This window comes from Kitasatospora sp. NPDC101157 (genome assembly GCF_044768255.1).
Taxonomy (GTDB): Bacteria; Actinomycetota; Actinomycetes; order Streptomycetales; family Streptomycetaceae; genus Kitasatospora.
In genome coordinates this window covers 58,158-75,144 of the sequence record NZ_JBIWPL010000016.1, presented here as the reverse complement: position 1 = coordinate 75,144, position 16,987 = coordinate 58,158, and the positions used below count along the sequence as shown (strand labels likewise).

The window sequence follows — 16,987 nt, the reverse complement described above, 5'->3', positions numbered from 1 at the left end:
GCGCCGCTCCTCCCTCTCCCCGCCAACGTCGGCACAAAGTCTGAGAGTTGACTCTCACACATTATGAGAGAACACTCTCATAGCATGGAGCACGGGAATCGCCTGGGCGATATCGAGATCACCGACCCGAAGGCCATGCGAGCGCTGGCGCACCCGGTGCGGCTGGCCATCCTCGAACGGCTGCAACGGCACGGGCCGGCGACGGCTACCCAGCTGTCACCGGATGTCGGAGCCACCCCGTCCGTGACCAGCTGGCACTTGCGACACCTGGCGGGCTTCGGGCTGGTCCGCGATGCAGAGGCCGCGACGGACCGCCGGGAGCGACGGTGGGAAGCCGTGGCACGGGGCTTCCGCTTCGGGACGCCGGAGGACGAAGCGGGCCAGTCCGCCGCCCGGATGCTGTCCCGGGAGATGTTCGCCCGCTCCGCCGACCTGCCGCACCGATGGGTGACCGAGACCGAGCCCGAACTCGATCCGGTGTGGCGCCGGCCCGCCGGGCTGGCGAACACCCGCGTGGTGGTGTCCCCGGAGGAACTCGCGGCCATCGAGGACGCGATCGAAGGCATCCTCGCGCCCTACGTGACGCGCGACCCGGCGCAGCGGCCGAGCGGAAGCCGTGGCGTCCGGCTGCTGCGTTACGTCCTCCCGGAGGCCGGCGAGGAGCGGGCGGGTGGAGCGGCGTGAACTCCTTACGGGACACAGCCGCTCCGGTGTCGCTCTGGCGGAACGGCCCCTTCGTCCGCTTCTGGGCCGGGCAGTCGGTCTCCCAGGTCGGCGACCGGATCTCGGAACTGGCGCTACCCCTGATCGCCGTGGTGGCGTTGGACGCCTCGGCCGGCCAGGTCGCGTGGCTGACCGCGCTCGCGGGGATGCCGAGCCTCCTCGCCATCGTGCTCGGGGCCTGGGTGGAGCACCGGCCCCACAAGCGCCGACTGATGGTCACGGCCGATCTGGTCCGCGCGTGCGTCCTGCTCACCCTGCCCGCGGCCTGTCTGTGGGGCACGGTGACGCTCCTCCACCTTTACGCGGTCGCGCTGCTGACCGGCGCCGCGGCGGTGCTCTTCAACACTGCCTACCCACCTTTCTTCGCCCACCTCGTACCGCGCTCCTCCTACGTCGACGCCAACAGCAAGCTCAGCGCCAGCCGTTCCGTCTCCTTCGTCGCCGGCCCCGCCCTGGGCGGCGCCCTCGTCCAGGCTCTGACCGCACCGGTCGCCGTGATCGCCGATGCCCTGTCCTTCCTGGCCTCCGCCGCCCTGCTCGGGCCGAGCCGGGTCGACGAACCAGCTGTCCCCGCCGATGGGACGACGGAGCCCTCCCTACTCCGGCGAGCCAGGGAGGGGCTGGTCTTCGTCATCCGTCATCCGGTGCTGCGGGCGAGCCTCGGCTGCGCGACGACCCTCAACTTCTTCACCTTCATGTCCGGCTCCGGCCTGACCGTCCTGTTCGCCGAGCGGGAGCTCGGCCTGTCGGCCGGCACCATCGGGCTGGCCTTCGGCCTGGGATCCATCGGAGCCCTCGCAGGCGCGGTGATCGCCCCGGGGATCTCCCGACGCATCGGCGTGGGACGCAGCATCGCGGCGGGCGCCGTCCTGTTCCCGGCTCCCATCGCCATCGCCGCGGCCGCGAGCGGCCCCACCTGGGCCCGCGCGGGTGCCGTGGGGCTCACCGAGTTCCTCTCCGGAATCGGCGTGATGCTGTTCGACATCAACCTCAACTCCCTGCAAGCCGCCGTCATACCGGACGGCATGCGAAGCCGCGTTGCCGGCGCCTACAGCACGGTGAACTACGGCATCCGCCCCCTCGGCGCCCTCACCGGCGGCCTGCTCGCCACCCTCCTGGGCCTCAGACCCACCCTGCTCACAGCCGCCCTGGGAGGAACCCTCTCCCTTCTCTGGCTCCTCCCCTCCCCCATCCCCCGCATCCGCTCCCTCACCCCCACCCCGCCACCCCATAGCCCCGACACCGCTCGCCACATCAGCACGGCATCCGCAACCGCCACGACAGGCCCCACCAGCGCCGCTTCCGCCAACCGATCGGCAAGCCGATGACACCCACCACGGGACGCACCGCGCACAGGAAGTCGAGCCCGCCGACTTCCACGCACAGCACAACCACCCCCACAACCACGCCCCTTCACACCAGCCACCCCCGCCCCACCGAGTCCAGCGCCTTGATCTCGACCTGGTGCGGGGTGAGCGCCGGCGGCCGACCGGAGCGCTCACGGTCACTCAGGCCGACCAGGACCCGGTCCGCGAACCGGCCGCGCCGGCACCGGACCGTGTCCACATGCGGGCCGGTCTCCCGGCCGATGTGCGCATTGGAGCGACCCCGTACGGCATGCAGCACCACCTGCGCGCGCATTCGCAGCCGGTACCCGGTCTTGTGGCCGTAGGCCATCTGCTTCAATCGCTCACGCTCGGCGGCGCGCAGGACCACCGGGCGGGCGGTGGCAACGGGCAAGGCGGGCACACCGATCGGAAGAAGTGGATCACGACGGGACGTAGCCTGCCATCCCGAACCTGTCCTGTCGGGCGGGACGGGCGCCATGCCCGCGCCTTCGGAACACACCCGGCTCTCGCCGGAGGGGCGCCTCGGCGAGCACACCCGCACCGCCTGGCCACAGCTAACCCGGCCGTACGTCCGCCATCACAGCACCTTCGCCCATGTAGCGGGTGAGCGCCGGCAGCGGCCGATACGAGGACTCCCTGCTGCCACGGGCACCCCAGAAGCACCCTCGACAGCGCCTGTAGCCTGGCGGATGTCACCGACGGCTGTACAGACGAGACGGGCTTTCTGCGTTGACGAGCACGGACACCGAAACGGACGCACGGATACGGGTGCGCAAGGGCAAGTGGCCGCTGCGGGGTTCGGCCGAGCCCCGGCCGGTGGCGGAGTGGGACGCACGGGTCCTGGGCGCCGACGAGTTCGGAACCTGGCTGTTCTGCGCAGAGGGTGAGGTCCACCACAAGGCCAATGGCGAGTCACTGACGGTTCCCAGCGATGGCGTGCAACTGCTTCCCAACTCCGGCTGGTGGGCCGCATGGTGGTGGCGCAAAGAGCAATGGATCAGCGTGGACGTCTGCACGCCGCCCGTCCTCGGCGAATCGGGCTGGAGCTATGTCGACCTCGAACTGGACCTGGCACGACTGGCGGACGGCACGGTCTTGCTGGTCGACGAGGACGAGTTCGAGCAGGCCGTGGTCGAGTGCCTGATGCCCGTGGACGTGGTCGGCGCGGCCCGAGCTGCGGCAGCGTCCCTGCAGACCATGCTGGCCGACGCGACGGAGCCCGTCGTAGCCGCCGGCTGGCGGTGGCTCGACCAGGCCTGACGGCTGGTCCGCCAGCAGCGACACCTACGAGAGCGCCGTCCTGCCCACCGGCTCACTCACCGGCACCCCGAAGACGCCCTCGGATGCGCTTGCGGACTCCACCTCACCAGGTCCAACAACTGACCGAGCAACACAACACCGGATCCGAAGGCAACCCCCGAAGGACTTCCGGAGCCGACCATTAAGCCCCTTCACACCAGCCACCCCCGACCCCACCGAGCACCCCGACACCACACCCCACCGGACAACACCACGGGCCCACCCGACCGGCAACCCCGTCACACCCACCGGCCGGACGCACCGCACGTAGGAAGTCGAGCCCGCCGACGTCCTACGCACAGGACAACGCCCCCCAGAACCAAGCCCCTTCACGCCAGCTACCCGCATGGTCTGGGACAACCTCTCCGCCCACTTGATGCCGCCGATGAAGGAGTTCATCGCCGCCAATGAGGACTGGCTTACCGTCTTCCAACTTCCGTCGTACGCACCGGATCTCAATCCGCAGGAAGGCATATGGTCGCTGGTCAAGCGAGGCATCGGCAACCTCGCCGTCGCCAACATCGACCACCTGGCCAAGACCGTCAAGCGACGTCTCAAGAAGATCCAGTACCGCCCGCACCTGATCGACGGCTGCCTCGCTCAGGCCGGTCTGATCATGGACGGCTGACCACGATCAGACCCGACACCACCCATTCAATTTCAGTAGTCACCTCCATTCAGGGCTCTGCGACACTGACCATCGCCGGCTAGAAGTCTGTTGAAGATCTTGCTGGTGGAGGGGCTGTCCCGGTTGAGGAGAGTCCCTCCTTGGTTATGTGGTTGCGTGGGCGATGGTCCAGGTGTGAGCTTGTCGTTTTACCTCTGGTGAGCAGCTTCTGCGGCGTTCGGATTCTCGTCTGGATGGCTGCTGTTCAGGAGCCGCCGGCAGCCATACGCGCGACTACACGCCTACGGGACGGGGTGGAGGATGGTGCCCTCGACCTCGATGATCTTCAGCGGGTCGTCAGCCCCGCCGCAATGTTGATAGGGGACGTCGAGGGGGATCTGGGTGAGGTTGGTTGCCAGGCCGGCGGTGTCGGCTGTGGATCCGACGGCGTTTACCAGGTGGGAAGCGGTGACGCAGGTGTTGTCGAACGCGGGACTGGCGATGACACCGATACCGCCGGCCTGCGCCGGAGCCGCCGTCAGAAGGCCAGAGCTGGAAATAGCTGCACCAAGGACCAGAGCACTGCGGAGCAAAGTCATATCTGGCGAACGACCAGCAAGAGCCTGCGGTTACTGAATTTTTCAGAAGCCGTTGTCCCTCCGATAGTGATGGGTGTGCTTCCGCTGATCGGCATAGTGCCGGCGCCTCGCTGGCACAGGCGGGGTGTCGTGTCGCATCTTCGGTGGAGGTGTCGGAAGCCGTCGATGATGGGGCTTTTGGAGGAGCGTGAGCGTGCTGCCCGGCAGCGGGTGGAGGACCTGCAGGCCCAGCTGCAGGAGGCGGAAGCCGTGAGGAAGCGGTTCGTGCTCGCCCGGATGGTGTCCCGCTGTGTGGTGTAGGCGATCACGGGTGAGGTGTGCGCGGGCTCGCTCCCGGGGCGCACACCCGTGAGGGCTCCGGGCTCCCTGAGCATGGGTCAGCCACCGTGCGACTCTGCGATGTGAACGGCCAGTGCAACGAAGGAGGCGCCCGCTGGCCGGGGCGGCCAGTGAACGGCTCACCGGGTCACAGGGGCAGTGCCCGGATTGGTGGTTCCCGCTTGGAGGGAAGGGCTCCCTCTCGCCTCGCTGGCGCCGGACTACCAGCGGCGGGTGTGTCCAGGCCAACGGCTCTGTCCCGTAATCGGCTCTGTCCCGTAATCGGTGGTGACGAAGTGTAACGGCGGTCGTTGGCATGGTGTGCGTGATGTCAACGAGCTTGTGAGCGTGGTGTTTTCTGGACTGTCGGCGCTTGTCATCGAGGAGGTGACGGACGAGGGCGAGGTGATCCGGGTGTCGGCGCGGACGCGGGACGATCCGGTGCCGTGCCCGGTGTGCGGGCGGACGACGGGGCGAGTGCACGGCTTCCATGGCCGGGTGGTCGCGGATGTCCCCGTGGACGGGAGACGGGTCGTCGTCTCGGTGCGGGTCCGACGTCTGGTATGCCAGGTGCTCGGCTGCCCGAGGCAGACGTTCCGCGAGCAGGTTCCCGGCGTGGTGGAGCGCTATCAGCGCCGCACCCGACGCCTGGCCGACCAGCTCGGTGCGGTGGTCAAGGAGTTAGCGGGCCGGGCGGGCGCCCGCCTCTCCCGCGCCCTGACCTGCGCGATCTCCCGTTCGAGCCCTGCGCCTGCTCATGCGCCAGGTACTGCCGCCGCTGCGGGTGCCGCGCGTGGTCGGCATCGACGACTTCGCCCTCAAGCGCCGGCACCGCTACGCGACCGTGATCATCGACGTCGAGACCGGCGAGCGGATCGACGTCCTTCCCGGCCGCACCACCCCGGTCTTGGCGGCGTGGCTGCGCGAGCACCCCGGGTCGAGTACGTCTGTCGGGACGGCTCCGGCTGCTACGGCGAGGCCATCCGCCAGGCCCTGCCCGAAGCGGTGCAGGTCAGCGACAGGTGGCACCTCTGGTCCAACCTGTGCGACAGGGTCCTGGCCGAGGTCCGCTCCCACGCCGCCTGCTGGGCCGCCGCCGTGAACCCCGTCCGGCCCGGGGGCGTGCGCGAGCAGACCACCCGCGAGCGCTGGAAGCGAGTGCACGACCTGCTCGACCAGGGCGTCGGCCTGCTCGAATGCGCCCGCCGCCTCGATGTCGCACTGAACACCGTCAAGCGGTACTCCCGCATGAAGGAGCCCACCGGCGACCGCCGCGCACCCCGCTACAAGCCCACGCTCGCAGCCGAAGCGCCAGTCAGGCGAAGAGTCAGACCCTCGGGCGGTGCCATGGCTAATCCTCACTGTCAGGCGCTGTCGCGGGCCGCCGCCGTCGCGCGCCGCATCAGTGGGGCGTAGACAGCGGCGGAGACCACGGTGCCCACTGGCAGGGCCAGGTCGACGCCCGTCAGAGCGGCTACGGGGCCGGTGTAGAGGGTGTCGACGCAGAGCGCGGAGGTGGCCACGCCTGCGGCCAGGGCGAGGGTGCCGGCCGGGTTGATGCCGGCGCGGTACCAGAAGGGGCTGTCCGGGGTTTCGTCGGTGAGGGCCCGGCCGTCGTAGTGGTTGCGGCGCAGCAGGATGTCGGTGGCGTAGATGGCGGTGCTGGGGCCGAGGAGGACGACGGTCAGCTGGAGCACGTTGCTGACGGTGTCGAGGAAGTTGGAGACCAGCAGGGCGTAGAGCGTCAGCGCGACCGCGACCGCCCCGTCCACGAGCACGCTGAGCGTACGGCGGATGCGGATGCCGACGGCCTGGAGGGCGAGGCCGGCGCTGTAGGCGGTGAGGGCGTTGACGGCGATGGTGCCGACGACCAGGGAGAGCAGGAAGACCGGGTTGAACCAGCCGGGCAGGATCTTCTGGAGCGCGGCCTGCGGATCGGTCATGTCGACGGCACTGGCCCCGAGCACTCCGAGCCCGCCGACCACGACGCTGGGCAGGAACCCGCCGAGGGCGGTCCAGCCGAGGACGGCGCGCGGGGAGGTGGTGACCGGCAGGTAGCGGGAGAAGTCGGCGCTGGTGGTGTACGAGAGCGGGCCGGAGGCGATCAGGGTGACGCCGGCCAGGACGGCCGCCCACAGTCCGCCGCCGGTGAGCGGTTGGGGCTGGCTCCAGCCGTAGTCGGCGTGCCGGAGGATCTCGTAGCCGACGACGGCGAAGGCGGCGGCGAGGGCCAGGGTGATCGGCAGGTAGAGCCGCACGATCACGGCGTGCCCGTAGACGCTGATGGTGAGGGTGACCACCACGATCGCGATCACGATGGCGATCTTGATCGGAGTGTTCGGGGTGACCCCGACCTGTTCGACGAGGGAGAAGGCCGCCACGGCCGCCGCCGCGAGGTTCAGCGCGAAGTAGCAGACGGAGATCATCCACCCGGTGACGGCGTTGTTCGCCCGGTTGCCCCGGATGCCGTACATCGTGCGGGTGATCACCTCGCTGGGGGCTCCGGCCGCCGGTCCGGACACGGCGAGCAGCCCGGTGCTCAGCCAGAACAGGTTGCCGACCACGACCACCGCGAACGCCTGCCAGAGGCTGAGGCCGGTCAGGACGAGGGCGCCGCCGACCACCAGGTTGAGGTAGTTGACGTTGGCCGCCGCCCAGACCGAGAAGAGTTCCCGGGCGCGGCCGCGGCGTTCGGTCTCGGGGATGTGGTCGATGCCGTGGACCTCGACCCGCCCGCTCCGCTCCGGCTGTGACGCGGAAGGCGGGGAGGGCATGGAAAGCGCGGACAACGGGGCCTGCTGGGCCGGTGATCCGGCGGGGGAGTCGGACTGGGGATGGTCCGGGAGTGTGGACGCCATTGGGGGCCCTCCGTGGGGGTGTCGTGCCCACCTGCTTGCTTATTGGTCGCACACTCAATAGCATCCGGCACATGACGTCAAGCGTTCAGCGCAAACGGATCCGGAAGTCCCCCGACGACCGCCGGGCGGAGATCGTCGAGGCCGCGGCCACCGTCGCCCTCACCGAGGGCCTGGAGTGCATCACCCTGCGCCGGATCGCCGAGCAGCTGGACGTCAGACCGGGCCTGATCAGCCACTACTTCCCGGCCGTGGAGGACCTGGTCGCCGAGGCCTTCGGCAGCGCCGCCACCGCCGAACTGGAGACCCTGCTGCCCGCCGACCCGCCGGACGGGTCCCCGCTGAACCACCTCGCCCGCTTCTTCGCCCGCGCCACCGGCCCGGCCTACGACGACATGAGCCGGCTCTGGCTCAACGCCCGCCACCTCAGCCGCTACCGCCCCGTCCTGCGCGAGCGCGTCCTCGGCCAGGAGTCGCTGTGGCGGGGCCGCCTCACCGCCGTCGTCGGGGCGGGCGTCGAGCAGGGCGAGTTCCGCACCGAGGACGCCCAGCTGACGGCCGTCCGCATCCTGGTGGTGATCGACGGCCTCGCCTCCCACGCCAACACCGGCCTGGGCAACCACCCGGCGTCCGTCACCCGGCTCGCCGCCGCCACCGCCGAACGCGAACTCGGCCTGCCGGACGGCACCCTCGCCCCGATCTCCTGACCCGCCTCCCCGGCCCCTTCGCCGGCCCGTCCCCGGCCCCTTCCCGGCCTCTCCCCCACCCGCTCGCCCGTCCCCCCGCCCCCACCACCTCCCCCACCCCCGCACCACCGCTGGAGCCGAAGTGCGCACCCCCCTCGTCCTCCTCTCCGCCCGTCTGCTCGACCCCGCCTCCGGCGGCTTCCTCCCGCAGACCGCGCTCGCCGTGGTCGACGGCCGGATCGCCGCCCTCGGCGACGACCGGACGATCCACGAACTCGCCGACGCCGCGACGACGGTGATCGACCTCAAGGGCGCCGTGGTCACCCCGGGCCTGGTCGACGGCCATCTGCACCCGGTCACCGGCGCCGAACTCACCCACGGTCTGGACCTCTCCGGCTGCACCGACCTGCCCTCCGTCCGCGCCGCCCTCGCCGCCGAGGTCACGGCCCTCGCCCCGGGCGCCTGGCTGCACGCCTGGGGCCTGGACCCGAACGTCTTCGGCGACCGCCCGGTCGAGGCCGCCGCCCTCGCCCCCGTGCTGGACGGCGTCCCGGCGCTGCTCCAGATGTTCGACGCCCACTCCATGCTCGCCAGCCCGCGCGCCCTGGAACTGGCCGGCGTCGACGGACCGCGCACCTTCACCCAGGCCGCCGAGGTGGTCTGCGACGCCGGGGGCCGCCCGACCGGCCTGCTGCTGGAGGACGCCGCCTGCGAACTGGTGGAACGCGTCGCCCCGCAGCCCACCCGCACGGAGCGCCGCGAACGCCTGGCCGCCGCCCTGCGCGCGATGGCCGCGAGCGGCCTCACCGGCGGCCACGCGATGGACGCGGGCGGCGACAGCCTCGACCTCTACGCCGCGCTCGACCAGGCCGGCGAACTGCCGCTGCGGCTGCGCGTCGCCCCCTGGTGCCAGCCCGGCGTGGACCGGGACGGGCTGCGCGAGCTGGTCGAACTCCAGCGCTGGCGTGGGGAGTTGTGGCGGGTGGACGGCGTCAAGCTGTTCATGGACGGCACGATCGACAACGGCACCGCCTGGCTGGAACGCCCGGACTGCCACGGCGAGTCCACCCACGCCTTCTGGCCCGACCCGGCGCACTACACCCAGGTGATCGGGGACCTGCACCGGGCCGGAGTTCCCACCGCCACCCACGCGATCGGCGACGCGGCCGTCCGCCACGCCCTGGACTCCGTCGCCAGGGCCACCGCGGACGGAACCACAGCGAACGGGACCACCGCGGACGGGACCACCGTCAACGGGACGACACCCCCCGTCCGCCACCGGATCGAGCACATCGAGACCGTCCCGGACGACGTGGTGCGCCGCTTCGCCGAGCTCGGCGTGATCGCCTCCATGCAACCCACCCACTGCTGCGACTTCACCCGCGCCGACCACACCGACAACTGGTCCCGCCGCCTGGGCGAGGAGCGCGCCGACCGCGCCTGGCGCTGCCGCGACCTCTGGGACGCCGGCGCCACCGTCGTCCTCGGTTCCGACTGGCCGATCGCCCCCTACCCGCCGCTGGGCGTCATGGCGGGTGCCCGCCACCGCCGCCCCACCCGCGACCTCGCCCAGCCCCCGCACAACCCCGGCCAGGCACTCACCGCCCTGGAGGCACTGCGCGCGATGACCGTCAACGCGGCCTTCGCGGCGGGCGAGGAGCACGTCACGGGCCGGATCGCCGTCGGCCACCGGGCCGACCTGACCGTCCTCGCGACCGACCCGCTGTCCACCCCCGCCACCGAACTCGCCGGGGTCCCGGTCCTGCTCACCGTCCTGGACGGCCGCCCCACCCACCGCGCCGACCGGCTCTCCTGACCCGAGCCGCCCGAAGCCCCCAACCCCCGTAGCCCCGTGACTCCGTAGCCCCCAACCCCTGGCCCCAACCCCCGTAGCCCCGTAGCACCCGGAACACCCGGACAACGCGCCCGCTACCAGCATTCCGCCCAGCCGTCCAGGTGTCCCCAGGGGAACCGTCCCGGTGCCCCCAGGGGCCCGGGGCGAGTGGGGTAGCCCCCCGGGAAACCTGGCGGCCCGCCCCAGCGCGCCCGACCCCCTCCTCGGCAGAGGATTCTCTCACCGGCCCACTCAGCCGGACGAGTTGAACCGACGAGCCGAGGAGCGCCCATCATGACCGTGACCCAGGAATCCACCCGGCGACGGACCCTGCTGCTCGCCACCGCCGGCAACGCGACCGCCGCGACCGCCGCCCTACTGCCCCCGGGCACCACGGCAACGGCCGCCACCACCACCGCAACCACCGCCACCGGAAGCGCCGCCACCGGCCCGCAGGCCACAAGCAGCCCCCGGACGGTCCCACCAACCTTCACCGTGACCGAGGAACTGGACCGGATCGCCCTCCCCCTGCGGTCCACCGAGCCCGACGCCCCGACCGGCGGCCTGCGGGCACTCGGCGCCATGATCGGCGACGCCCGGGTGGTCGGCCTCGGCGAGGCCACCCACGGGTCGCACGAGTTCTTCGCCATGAAGCACCGGGTGTTCCGCTACCTGGTCGAGGAGAAGGGCTTCACCACCTTCGCCCTGGAGGCCAGTTGGTCGGCCGGCCTGCTGATCGACGCATACGTCCAGGGCGTGGGCGACGGCGACGCCCGTCGGCTGGTCCGCCGCACCCTGGCCGGATCGCCGTGGCATCGAAGGGAGTTCGCCGACCTCATCGACTGGATGCGCGCCCACAACCGCAGCCACCCGCAGCGCCCGGTCCACTTCGTGGGAACCGGCCTCGGCGTCCCCGGGATCGGTGAGCAGCCCTTCGCCGAGGTCACCGACTACGTGCGGGAGGCCGCGCCCGCCTCGCTGTCGAGCGTCGAGCAACTGTACGCCGGACTGCGGCCGTTCGACGACGCCATCGGCTACCTGGCCCGGGTCCCGGTGGCCGAGCGGCAGCGCAACGCGGACCTGGCCCAGCAGGCGCTGGACCTGGTGGCCGCCGCCGGGAACGACGGCGACGCGGAGTACGAGTGGGCCGTCCAGCACGCGCGGAACATCGCCCGGACCTTCGCCTTCGCCACCCTGCGGACCGACGACGCCCCCTCCGTCACCGCCGCGCAGCTGCTCCGCGACCGGGCGATGGCCGAGAACACCCTGTGGTGGCAGCGCCGTCTCGGCGGCAAGGTCCTGGTCTCGGCGCACAACGGCCACGTCGGCTACCGGTCCGGCGACCCGGCGCCGTACCCCACCACGCAGGGCGCCCACCTGCGCGACGCGCTCGGCGCCGCCGGCTACGTCTCGATCGGCTTCACCTTCGGCGGCGGCTCCTTCCTCACCGAGACCGACCCGTTCGCCGACAACTGGCGGAGCACCACCGTGCCCCCGGCCACCCTCGGCATGAACGAGTACCTCCTGGACCGGGTCCGCCCCCGGGACTACTACCTCGACCTGCGCCAGGCCCCGCCCGCGGCCCGCAGCTGGCTGGACACCGCCCACCCGACGTACGACGCCGGGACCACCTTCAGCCGCGACCCGCTGCCCACCCTCGCCCTGGGCACCGCCTACGACGTGCTCATCCACCTCCACCGGGTCCGCGCGGCCGAGAAGCTCTGACGGGCACCCTCCCGGTCCACCGCCGAGAACCACCCGTCCCCCTTCACGCCCGGCTCCCCTCACCCCCGCCTTCAGCCCCGAGCGCGCCACCGCGGGCCGGCGCCCATCCGGCGCCTCGCCCGCCGCCCGACCTCCGCCGCACCGCCGCACCGCACCGCCGCACCGCACCGCCGCACCGCCGCACCGCCGCACCGCACCGCCGCACCGCGGCGCCGCCGCACGCCGAGCCCAGGTGCCCCCCGGCGCACCGCAGTTCGAAGCGAAGCCCAGCCACCCCTCCCACCGACCGCGGTCAACGAGCACCGGGCCAGGGCACGTCGGTCTCCACCGCGGCGGTGTAGTCGACCCCCGGCACCGAGAACCCGTACAGCCGCCGGACCTCGGCGCGGAACCAGTCGAGGTCGGCGAGACCGGCCACGGTGTCGGTCGTGGCCGCCTCCCAGCACTCGGCGACGGCCGCCTGGACGTGGTCGGCGAGTTCCCAGGTGTCCAGCCGGATCCGGCCCTCGTCGTCCAGCACCAACGGGGCGGCACCGGTGAGCTGGTCCCACAGGGAGGCGAGCTGACGCACCGGCGGGACCATGTCCTCGCCCAGGACGCCGCGCAGCAGGCCGGTGTACAGGGCGATCCCGGGGACGGCGGTGGAGGACTGGGTGACGGCCGCGCCGTTGACGGAGGTCACGGCCCGCCCGCCCACCGCCCTGCCGAGCCGCTCGTCCAGCGTCCGGGCGGTGGCCTCCAGGTGGACCTTGGCCGCGCCGATGGTGCCCTGCCGGTAGATCGCCGCGGTCAGCGGCGATCCGATGTACGACAGCGCGGCCGTGGCGAAGCCCTCGCCGAGCAGACCCCGACCCGCCAGGTGGTCGATCCAGCGCTCCCAGTCCGTGCCACCCATCACGGCCACGGTCTGCTCGACGTCGTCGCCCTCGGCCGGCCCGGTCTCCACCTCCCGCACCTCGGGAACGCCCTGGTCGTCGAAGACCAGCGTCCTGGTGCGGTTCGCCCGGCCGATCGGCTTGAGGACGGAGGCGTACGTGGTGCCGGTGTCCGGGTCGGTGCGCCGGGGCGCGGCCACCGAGTAGACCAGGTGGTCCAGTCGGCCGCCGAACCGCTGCTCGATGAGCTCGGCGACCTGCTCCTTCATCGCGTCCGAGAACGCGTCGCCGTTGAGGAGGACCAGGTCACGACCGGCGGTGCGGGCGAGCTCGGCGGTGGCAGCGCTGCGGTACCAGCCGGCCGTGGCGGTGCGCCGCCCGGAAGGCGCCTTCTCGTAGCAGACCGCGATGCCGCGGATGCCGGCCCGCTTGAGGCCGGCCACGGTGGCCGCCAGCCCGTACCCGGCCGAGGAGCCGATGATCAGCGCCACCGGCCCGTTCCCCTCCGGGAGTTCGGCGGGTCCGGGGCACGCCTGCCACATGTCCGCGACCAGCCGCTCGCAGCCCGCCGGGTGGGAGTCGAGGAAGAGGAAACCGCGGTGACGGGGGGTGAGAACGCGCTCGCTCACGATGGCAGTCCTTGGATCCGGGCCGAGGCCGCGGCCACCGACCGGGCCGCGACGCCTGAAAGTCTGTGCCAGGACGGCCCCGGCCCGTGGCCCCCGCCAGGAACAACGATCAAGGGCCGATCTTGGCGCCTTCCGCCACTTCCACTGCGGCGGGGAGGAGGCTACGCCCGGCGGCGCCCGCACCCTGCGCGCCGCGCTCCCACCAGCGGACCTCGCTCAGCGCCGCCGAGCAGCACCTCCTCGGCGAATGGCTCGACCGCCTCACCACCGGCGGTCCCTGAGCCCGAACGCACCGTCGGGGAGCGGTTCAGCCGCCCAGGCCCGGCAGGCTGCGGAGTTCACCGATGCGCAGCAGCCGGGCGGAGCCGAGGAACAGCAGGGCCATCGCGAGGCCGCCGGCGGCGAGGGAGACGGCCGGCGTCCAGACGGCCGGAGCCCAGGTGCCCGGGGCCGGCAGGTGGGCGCAGCCGCGGGCCACGACCCAGCCGGTGGCGGCGGCCGCGGTGGCGGCCGCGGTCAGCTTGGCGTAGCAGCGGCAGATGCGTCGCCCGTCGAGCAGGCCCCCGGTGCGGCGCCTGAGCCGCAGGGCGGTGAGCAGCAGGCCGACGGCGTAGGAGAGGGCGTAGGCGGCGGCCATGCCGGTGACCGCCCAGCGGGGGGACAGCAGCAGGTGGCAGGCCACGGCCAGGGCGATGTCGACGGCACTGATCCACAGCGCCATGCGGAACGGCGTGCGGGTGTCCTCGAAGGCGTAGAAGCCGCGCAGCAGGAGGTACTGGGCGGAGAACGGGACCAGCCCGAGGCCGAAGGCCTGCAGCATGTGACCGAGCGGAGCGGTGGCGGGGGCGTGGACGGCCCCGTGGGCGAACAGCAGTTGGGCGATCTGCGGGCCGAAGGCGGCGAAGAAGAAGGCCGCCGGGACGATGACGACGCCGCTGACCCGCAGCGCCCGGGAGAGGTCGGCGCGCAGCGCGTCGGGGCGGTGCTCGGCCACGGCCCGGCTCATCCGCGGCAGGAGCGCGGTGACCAGGGAGACCGTGACGATCGACTGGGGGAGCATCCAGATCTGCTGGGCGTAGCTGTAGGCGGTGTAGCCGACGCCGTCCTTGGGCAGGGCGGCGTCCGCGGCGGAGGCGAGGCGGGTGACCACGGTGTTGGCGACCAGGTTGGCCAGGACGAACAGCAGGGTCCAGCGCGCCGCGCCCACGCTCCTTCGCAGGCCGGCGCCCCGCCAGTCGAAGCGAGGTCGCAGGCGGAAGCCGGCGGCGTGGGCGTACGGGACCAGGGCGAGCGCCTGCAGGGCCAGGGCGACGGTGGTTCCGATGCCGAGCAGCCTGACCTGGGCGTCGGTGATGTCCGCGACCGTCTCCGGGACGGTGACCAGGCCGAGGTAGAGGCCGAACATCGTGATCAGCACCAGGTTGTTCAGGACCGGGATCCACATCATCGCCCCGAAGCGGTTACGGGCGTTGAGTATCTGTCCGAAGATGCTGAACACGCCGTAGAAGAAGATCTGCGGGAGCAGGAAGCGGGCGAAGACCACGGTCAGCTCGAACGCCTCGTGGGTGGCGGGTGTGTCGCTCTGGTAGATGCCGATGATCGCGGGGGCGGCCCAGGTCGCCACCGCGCTGCCGATGCCCAGGACGCACAGCACCAGCGTGACCAGGCGCTGTTCGAACCGGACCCCGCCGTCCGGATCCTCCGCCCGGGCCCGGACCAGCTGGGGGACCAGGACGGAGTTCAGCGCGCCGCCGATCAGCAGGAAGTACAGGCTGGTGGGCACGGTGTTGGCCTGGTTGTAGGTGGTGGCCAGCAGCCCGGTGCCCAGTGCCACGCCCTGCAGCACCTGGCGGATCAGTCCGGTGGCCCGCGAGACCACCGTCCCGGCGGCCATCAGCGCGGACGACCGCAGCACGCCGCCGCCGGCGGCCCGCGTGGGGGCCGCGTGCCTCCTGCGCCGCACGGGCGATCGCTCCGACGTGCCGGACGAAATCTCCTCGATCATGGCGTCAATCTACGGCCCAACGCTCATCGGCACAGCGAGAGTTCGGATCCGACGGACGCCGCGGTACGGCCCGGAAGCAGCACTGGATGCTCGGGTTGCGGCCGCCGCCCCCGCCGCCGGTGGCCTTCTGCTCCGGCGCGGAACTTCCACGAACCATCAGGGACAGCCGATCACGCCGATCACGCCGGTCGCGCCCTCCGGCGTACGGCCGGTCGGGGCAGCGCCCGCCCGTGTGCTACGGCCCTGCCGGATGACGCACCTATCGTGGGCAGGTGACCGATCATCGGACCGCCCGGCCCGCACTCGCCCGAACGGGCTACCTGCTCGCCGCCTTCGCCTTCGCCGTCTGCATGGCCGGCACCACCCTGCCCACCCCGCTGTACGGGCTGTACCGGGAGCGGATCGGCTTCTCCGAACTGACCGTGACGGTCGTGTTCGCCGTCTACGCCTTCGCCGTCATCGGCGTCCTGCTGCTGTTCGGCAACATCTCCGACACGGTCGGGCGCCGTCCCGTCCTGCTCTGCGGGCTGGTCTGCGCGGCCTGCAGCGCCGTGGTCTTCCTGGCCGCGGACAGCGTGCTGCTGCTCTGCCTCGGCCGGCTGCTGTCGGGACTGTCGGCGGGCCTGTTCACCGGCACCGCGACCGCGTACGTCCTGGAGCTGGCCCCGCCCGCGCGCCGCGGGCGGGCGAACTTCGTCGCGACCGCCGCCAACATGGGCGGCCTCGGCTGCGGGCCGCTGCTGTCCGGCGTGCTCGCCGAGTACGCGCCGCACCCCCTGGTGCTGCCCTTCGCCGCGCACCTGGCGCTGCTCGCCGTGTCCTTCGGGCTGCTCCTGCTGCTGCCGGAGACGGTCACCGACGCCCGCCCGCTGCACACCGCCCGCCCCAACCTGCCCGAACTGCCGCCGGAGGTGCGCCAGGTGTTCCTGCCGGCCGGGATCGCCGCCTTCGCCGGGTTCTCCCTGCTGGGCCTGTTCACCTCGGTCAGCCCGGCCTTCCTCGCCGAGGGCCTGGACGTCCACAACCTCGCGGTCGTCGGCCTCGTCGTGTTCGCGGCCTTCTTCGCCTCCACCATCGGCCAGCTGCTCGTCCCCCGGCTGGGCAGCGCCCGGGCGATCCCGCTGGGCTGCCTGGTGCTGATCGCCGGACTGGCGCTGCTGGCGGGCTCACTCGCCTGGGCCGTCCTGGCGCTCCTGGTGCTCGCCGCACTGGTGGGCGGCGCCGGGCAGGGCATGGGGCTGCGCGGCGCGGTCGGCGAGGTCGCCGACGCGAGCCCGGCCGAGCATCGCGGCGGCGCCCTCTCGGCGCTCTTCGTGGTCGCCTACTTCGGCATCTCGGTCCCCGTCATCGGCGTCGGCCTGCTCACCGGTCCGCTCGGCCTGGCCCACGCCGGCCTGGTCTTCGCCGCCTGCATGGCCCTGCTCGCCGCCGCCTCCGGCGCCTATCTGCTGCGCCAGGCGAGCACCGAGTCCTGAACCCGCGG

The 16,987-nt window shown here is 72.3% G+C and carries 14 protein-coding genes and 1 pseudogene; 10 read left to right on the top strand and 5 right to left on the bottom strand.

What is annotated here, in order from left to right; all coding sequences use genetic code 11:
* The first annotated feature begins 84 nt into the window (after positions 1-84).
* Both ACIRVF_RS27595 and ACIRVF_RS27590 read left to right on the top strand, forming a co-directional pair.
* Positions 85-684: an ArsR/SmtB family transcription factor gene (locus ACIRVF_RS27595; protein ID WP_402823232.1), complete on the top strand. Its 600-nt coding sequence runs from the start codon at positions 85-87 to the stop codon at positions 682-684.
* Positions 685-710: 26 nt separating this feature from the next.
* Entirely contained in the window at positions 711-2,051 is a 1,341-nt protein-coding gene (locus ACIRVF_RS27590) for an MFS transporter (RefSeq protein WP_402823229.1), read from the top strand.
* An 85-nt stretch (positions 2,052-2,136) separates the two neighbouring features.
* Here the strand turns inward: ACIRVF_RS27590 and ACIRVF_RS27585 are convergent, their stop codons facing one another.
* Complete coding sequence (locus ACIRVF_RS27585) at positions 2,137-2,463, bottom strand: hypothetical protein (RefSeq protein ID WP_402823226.1); 327 nt, start codon at positions 2,461-2,463, stop codon at positions 2,137-2,139.
* A 377-nt stretch (positions 2,464-2,840) separates the two neighbouring features.
* Between ACIRVF_RS27585 and ACIRVF_RS27580 the strand changes: the two genes are divergently transcribed.
* Entirely contained in the window at positions 2,841-3,332 is a 492-nt protein-coding gene (locus ACIRVF_RS27580) for a DUF402 domain-containing protein (RefSeq protein WP_402823223.1), read from the top strand.
* A gap of 385 nt (positions 3,333-3,717) precedes the next feature.
* Positions 3,718-3,999 carry a transposase gene (locus tag ACIRVF_RS27575; RefSeq protein WP_402823220.1) on the top strand — a complete coding sequence of 94 codons (282 nt, stop codon included), beginning with the start codon at positions 3,718-3,720 and terminating at the stop codon, positions 3,997-3,999.
* A gap of 281 nt (positions 4,000-4,280) precedes the next feature.
* On the opposite strand, the gene ACIRVF_RS27570 is transcribed toward ACIRVF_RS27575, so the two are convergent.
* A complete protein-coding gene (locus ACIRVF_RS27570; RefSeq protein ID WP_402823217.1) occupies positions 4,281-4,577 on the bottom strand; it encodes a hypothetical protein in 297 nt (98 codons plus the stop codon).
* Between the two features lie 177 nt (positions 4,578-4,754).
* Here ACIRVF_RS27570 and ACIRVF_RS27565 point away from each other — a divergent pair, with 177 nt between their 5' ends.
* Both ACIRVF_RS27565 and ACIRVF_RS27560 read left to right on the top strand, forming a co-directional pair.
* Positions 4,755-4,877, top strand: coding sequence for a hypothetical protein (locus ACIRVF_RS27565; RefSeq protein WP_402823214.1), 123 nt, complete (start codon positions 4,755-4,757; stop codon positions 4,875-4,877).
* Between the two features lie 369 nt (positions 4,878-5,246).
* Positions 5,247-6,227, top strand: a pseudogene (locus tag ACIRVF_RS27560) (ISL3 family transposase); the annotation flags it as partial.
* 32 nt (positions 6,228-6,259) lie between these two features.
* Here the strand turns inward: ACIRVF_RS27560 and ACIRVF_RS27555 are convergent.
* Positions 6,260-7,753, bottom strand: coding sequence for a purine-cytosine permease family protein (locus ACIRVF_RS27555; RefSeq protein ID WP_402823212.1), 1,494 nt, complete (start codon positions 7,751-7,753; stop codon positions 6,260-6,262).
* A 71-nt stretch (positions 7,754-7,824) separates the two neighbouring features.
* Between ACIRVF_RS27555 and ACIRVF_RS27550 the strand changes: the two genes are divergently transcribed.
* The 3 genes from ACIRVF_RS27550 to ACIRVF_RS27540 all read left to right on the top strand — a co-directional run bounded on the left by ACIRVF_RS27550 (position 7,825) and on the right by ACIRVF_RS27540 (position 11,995).
* Positions 7,825-8,457 (top strand): TetR/AcrR family transcriptional regulator, encoded by a 633-nt coding sequence (locus ACIRVF_RS27550; protein ID WP_402823209.1) that lies wholly within the window; start codon positions 7,825-7,827, stop codon positions 8,455-8,457.
* Between the two features lie 121 nt (positions 8,458-8,578).
* Complete coding sequence (locus ACIRVF_RS27545) at positions 8,579-10,252, top strand: amidohydrolase (RefSeq protein WP_402823206.1); 1,674 nt, start codon at positions 8,579-8,581, stop codon at positions 10,250-10,252.
* Positions 10,253-10,564: 312 nt separating this feature from the next.
* Complete coding sequence (locus ACIRVF_RS27540) at positions 10,565-11,995, top strand: erythromycin esterase family protein (protein ID WP_402823203.1); 1,431 nt, start codon at positions 10,565-10,567, stop codon at positions 11,993-11,995.
* Positions 11,996-12,287: 292 nt separating this feature from the next.
* Here the strand turns inward: ACIRVF_RS27540 and fabV are convergent, their stop codons facing one another.
* Both fabV and murJ read right to left on the bottom strand, forming a co-directional pair.
* Entirely contained in the window at positions 12,288-13,499 is a 1,212-nt protein-coding gene (fabV, locus tag ACIRVF_RS27535) for an enoyl-[acyl-carrier-protein] reductase FabV (protein ID WP_402823200.1), read from the bottom strand.
* A 307-nt stretch (positions 13,500-13,806) separates the two neighbouring features.
* The gene (gene murJ / locus ACIRVF_RS27530; RefSeq protein WP_402823197.1) at positions 13,807-15,504 is read right to left on the bottom strand and encodes a murein biosynthesis integral membrane protein MurJ; all 1,698 of its coding nucleotides are present in this window, start codon (positions 15,502-15,504) and stop codon (positions 13,807-13,809) included.
* Positions 15,505-15,854: 350 nt separating this feature from the next.
* Here murJ and ACIRVF_RS27525 point away from each other — a divergent pair, with 350 nt between their 5' ends.
* A complete protein-coding gene (locus ACIRVF_RS27525) occupies positions 15,855-16,979 on the top strand; it encodes an MFS transporter (protein ID WP_402823531.1) in 1,125 nt (374 codons plus the stop codon).
* Positions 16,980-16,987: the final 8 nt, after the last annotated feature.

Coding starts and splice junctions, on each gene's coding strand:
- ACIRVF_RS27595 (WP_402823232.1), top strand. CDS start 85: ATGGAGCACGGGAATCGCCTGGGCGATATCGAGATCACCGACCCGAAG.
- ACIRVF_RS27575 (WP_402823220.1), top strand. CDS start 3,718: ATGGTCTGGGACAACCTCTCCGCCCACTTGATGCCGCCGATGAAGGAG.
- ACIRVF_RS27570 (WP_402823217.1), bottom strand. CDS start 4,577: ATGACTTTGCTCCGCAGTGCTCTGGTCCTTGGTGCAGCTATTTCCAGC.
- ACIRVF_RS27555 (WP_402823212.1), bottom strand. CDS start 7,753: ATGGCGTCCACACTCCCGGACCATCCCCAGTCCGACTCCCCCGCCGGA.
- ACIRVF_RS27550 (WP_402823209.1), top strand. CDS start 7,825: ATGACGTCAAGCGTTCAGCGCAAACGGATCCGGAAGTCCCCCGACGAC.
- ACIRVF_RS27540 (WP_402823203.1), top strand. CDS start 10,565: ATGACCGTGACCCAGGAATCCACCCGGCGACGGACCCTGCTGCTCGCC.
- murJ (WP_402823197.1), bottom strand. CDS start 15,504: ATGATCGAGGAGATTTCGTCCGGCACGTCGGAGCGATCGCCCGTGCGG.
- ACIRVF_RS27525 (WP_402823531.1), top strand. CDS start 15,855: ATGGCCGGCACCACCCTGCCCACCCCGCTGTACGGGCTGTACCGGGAG.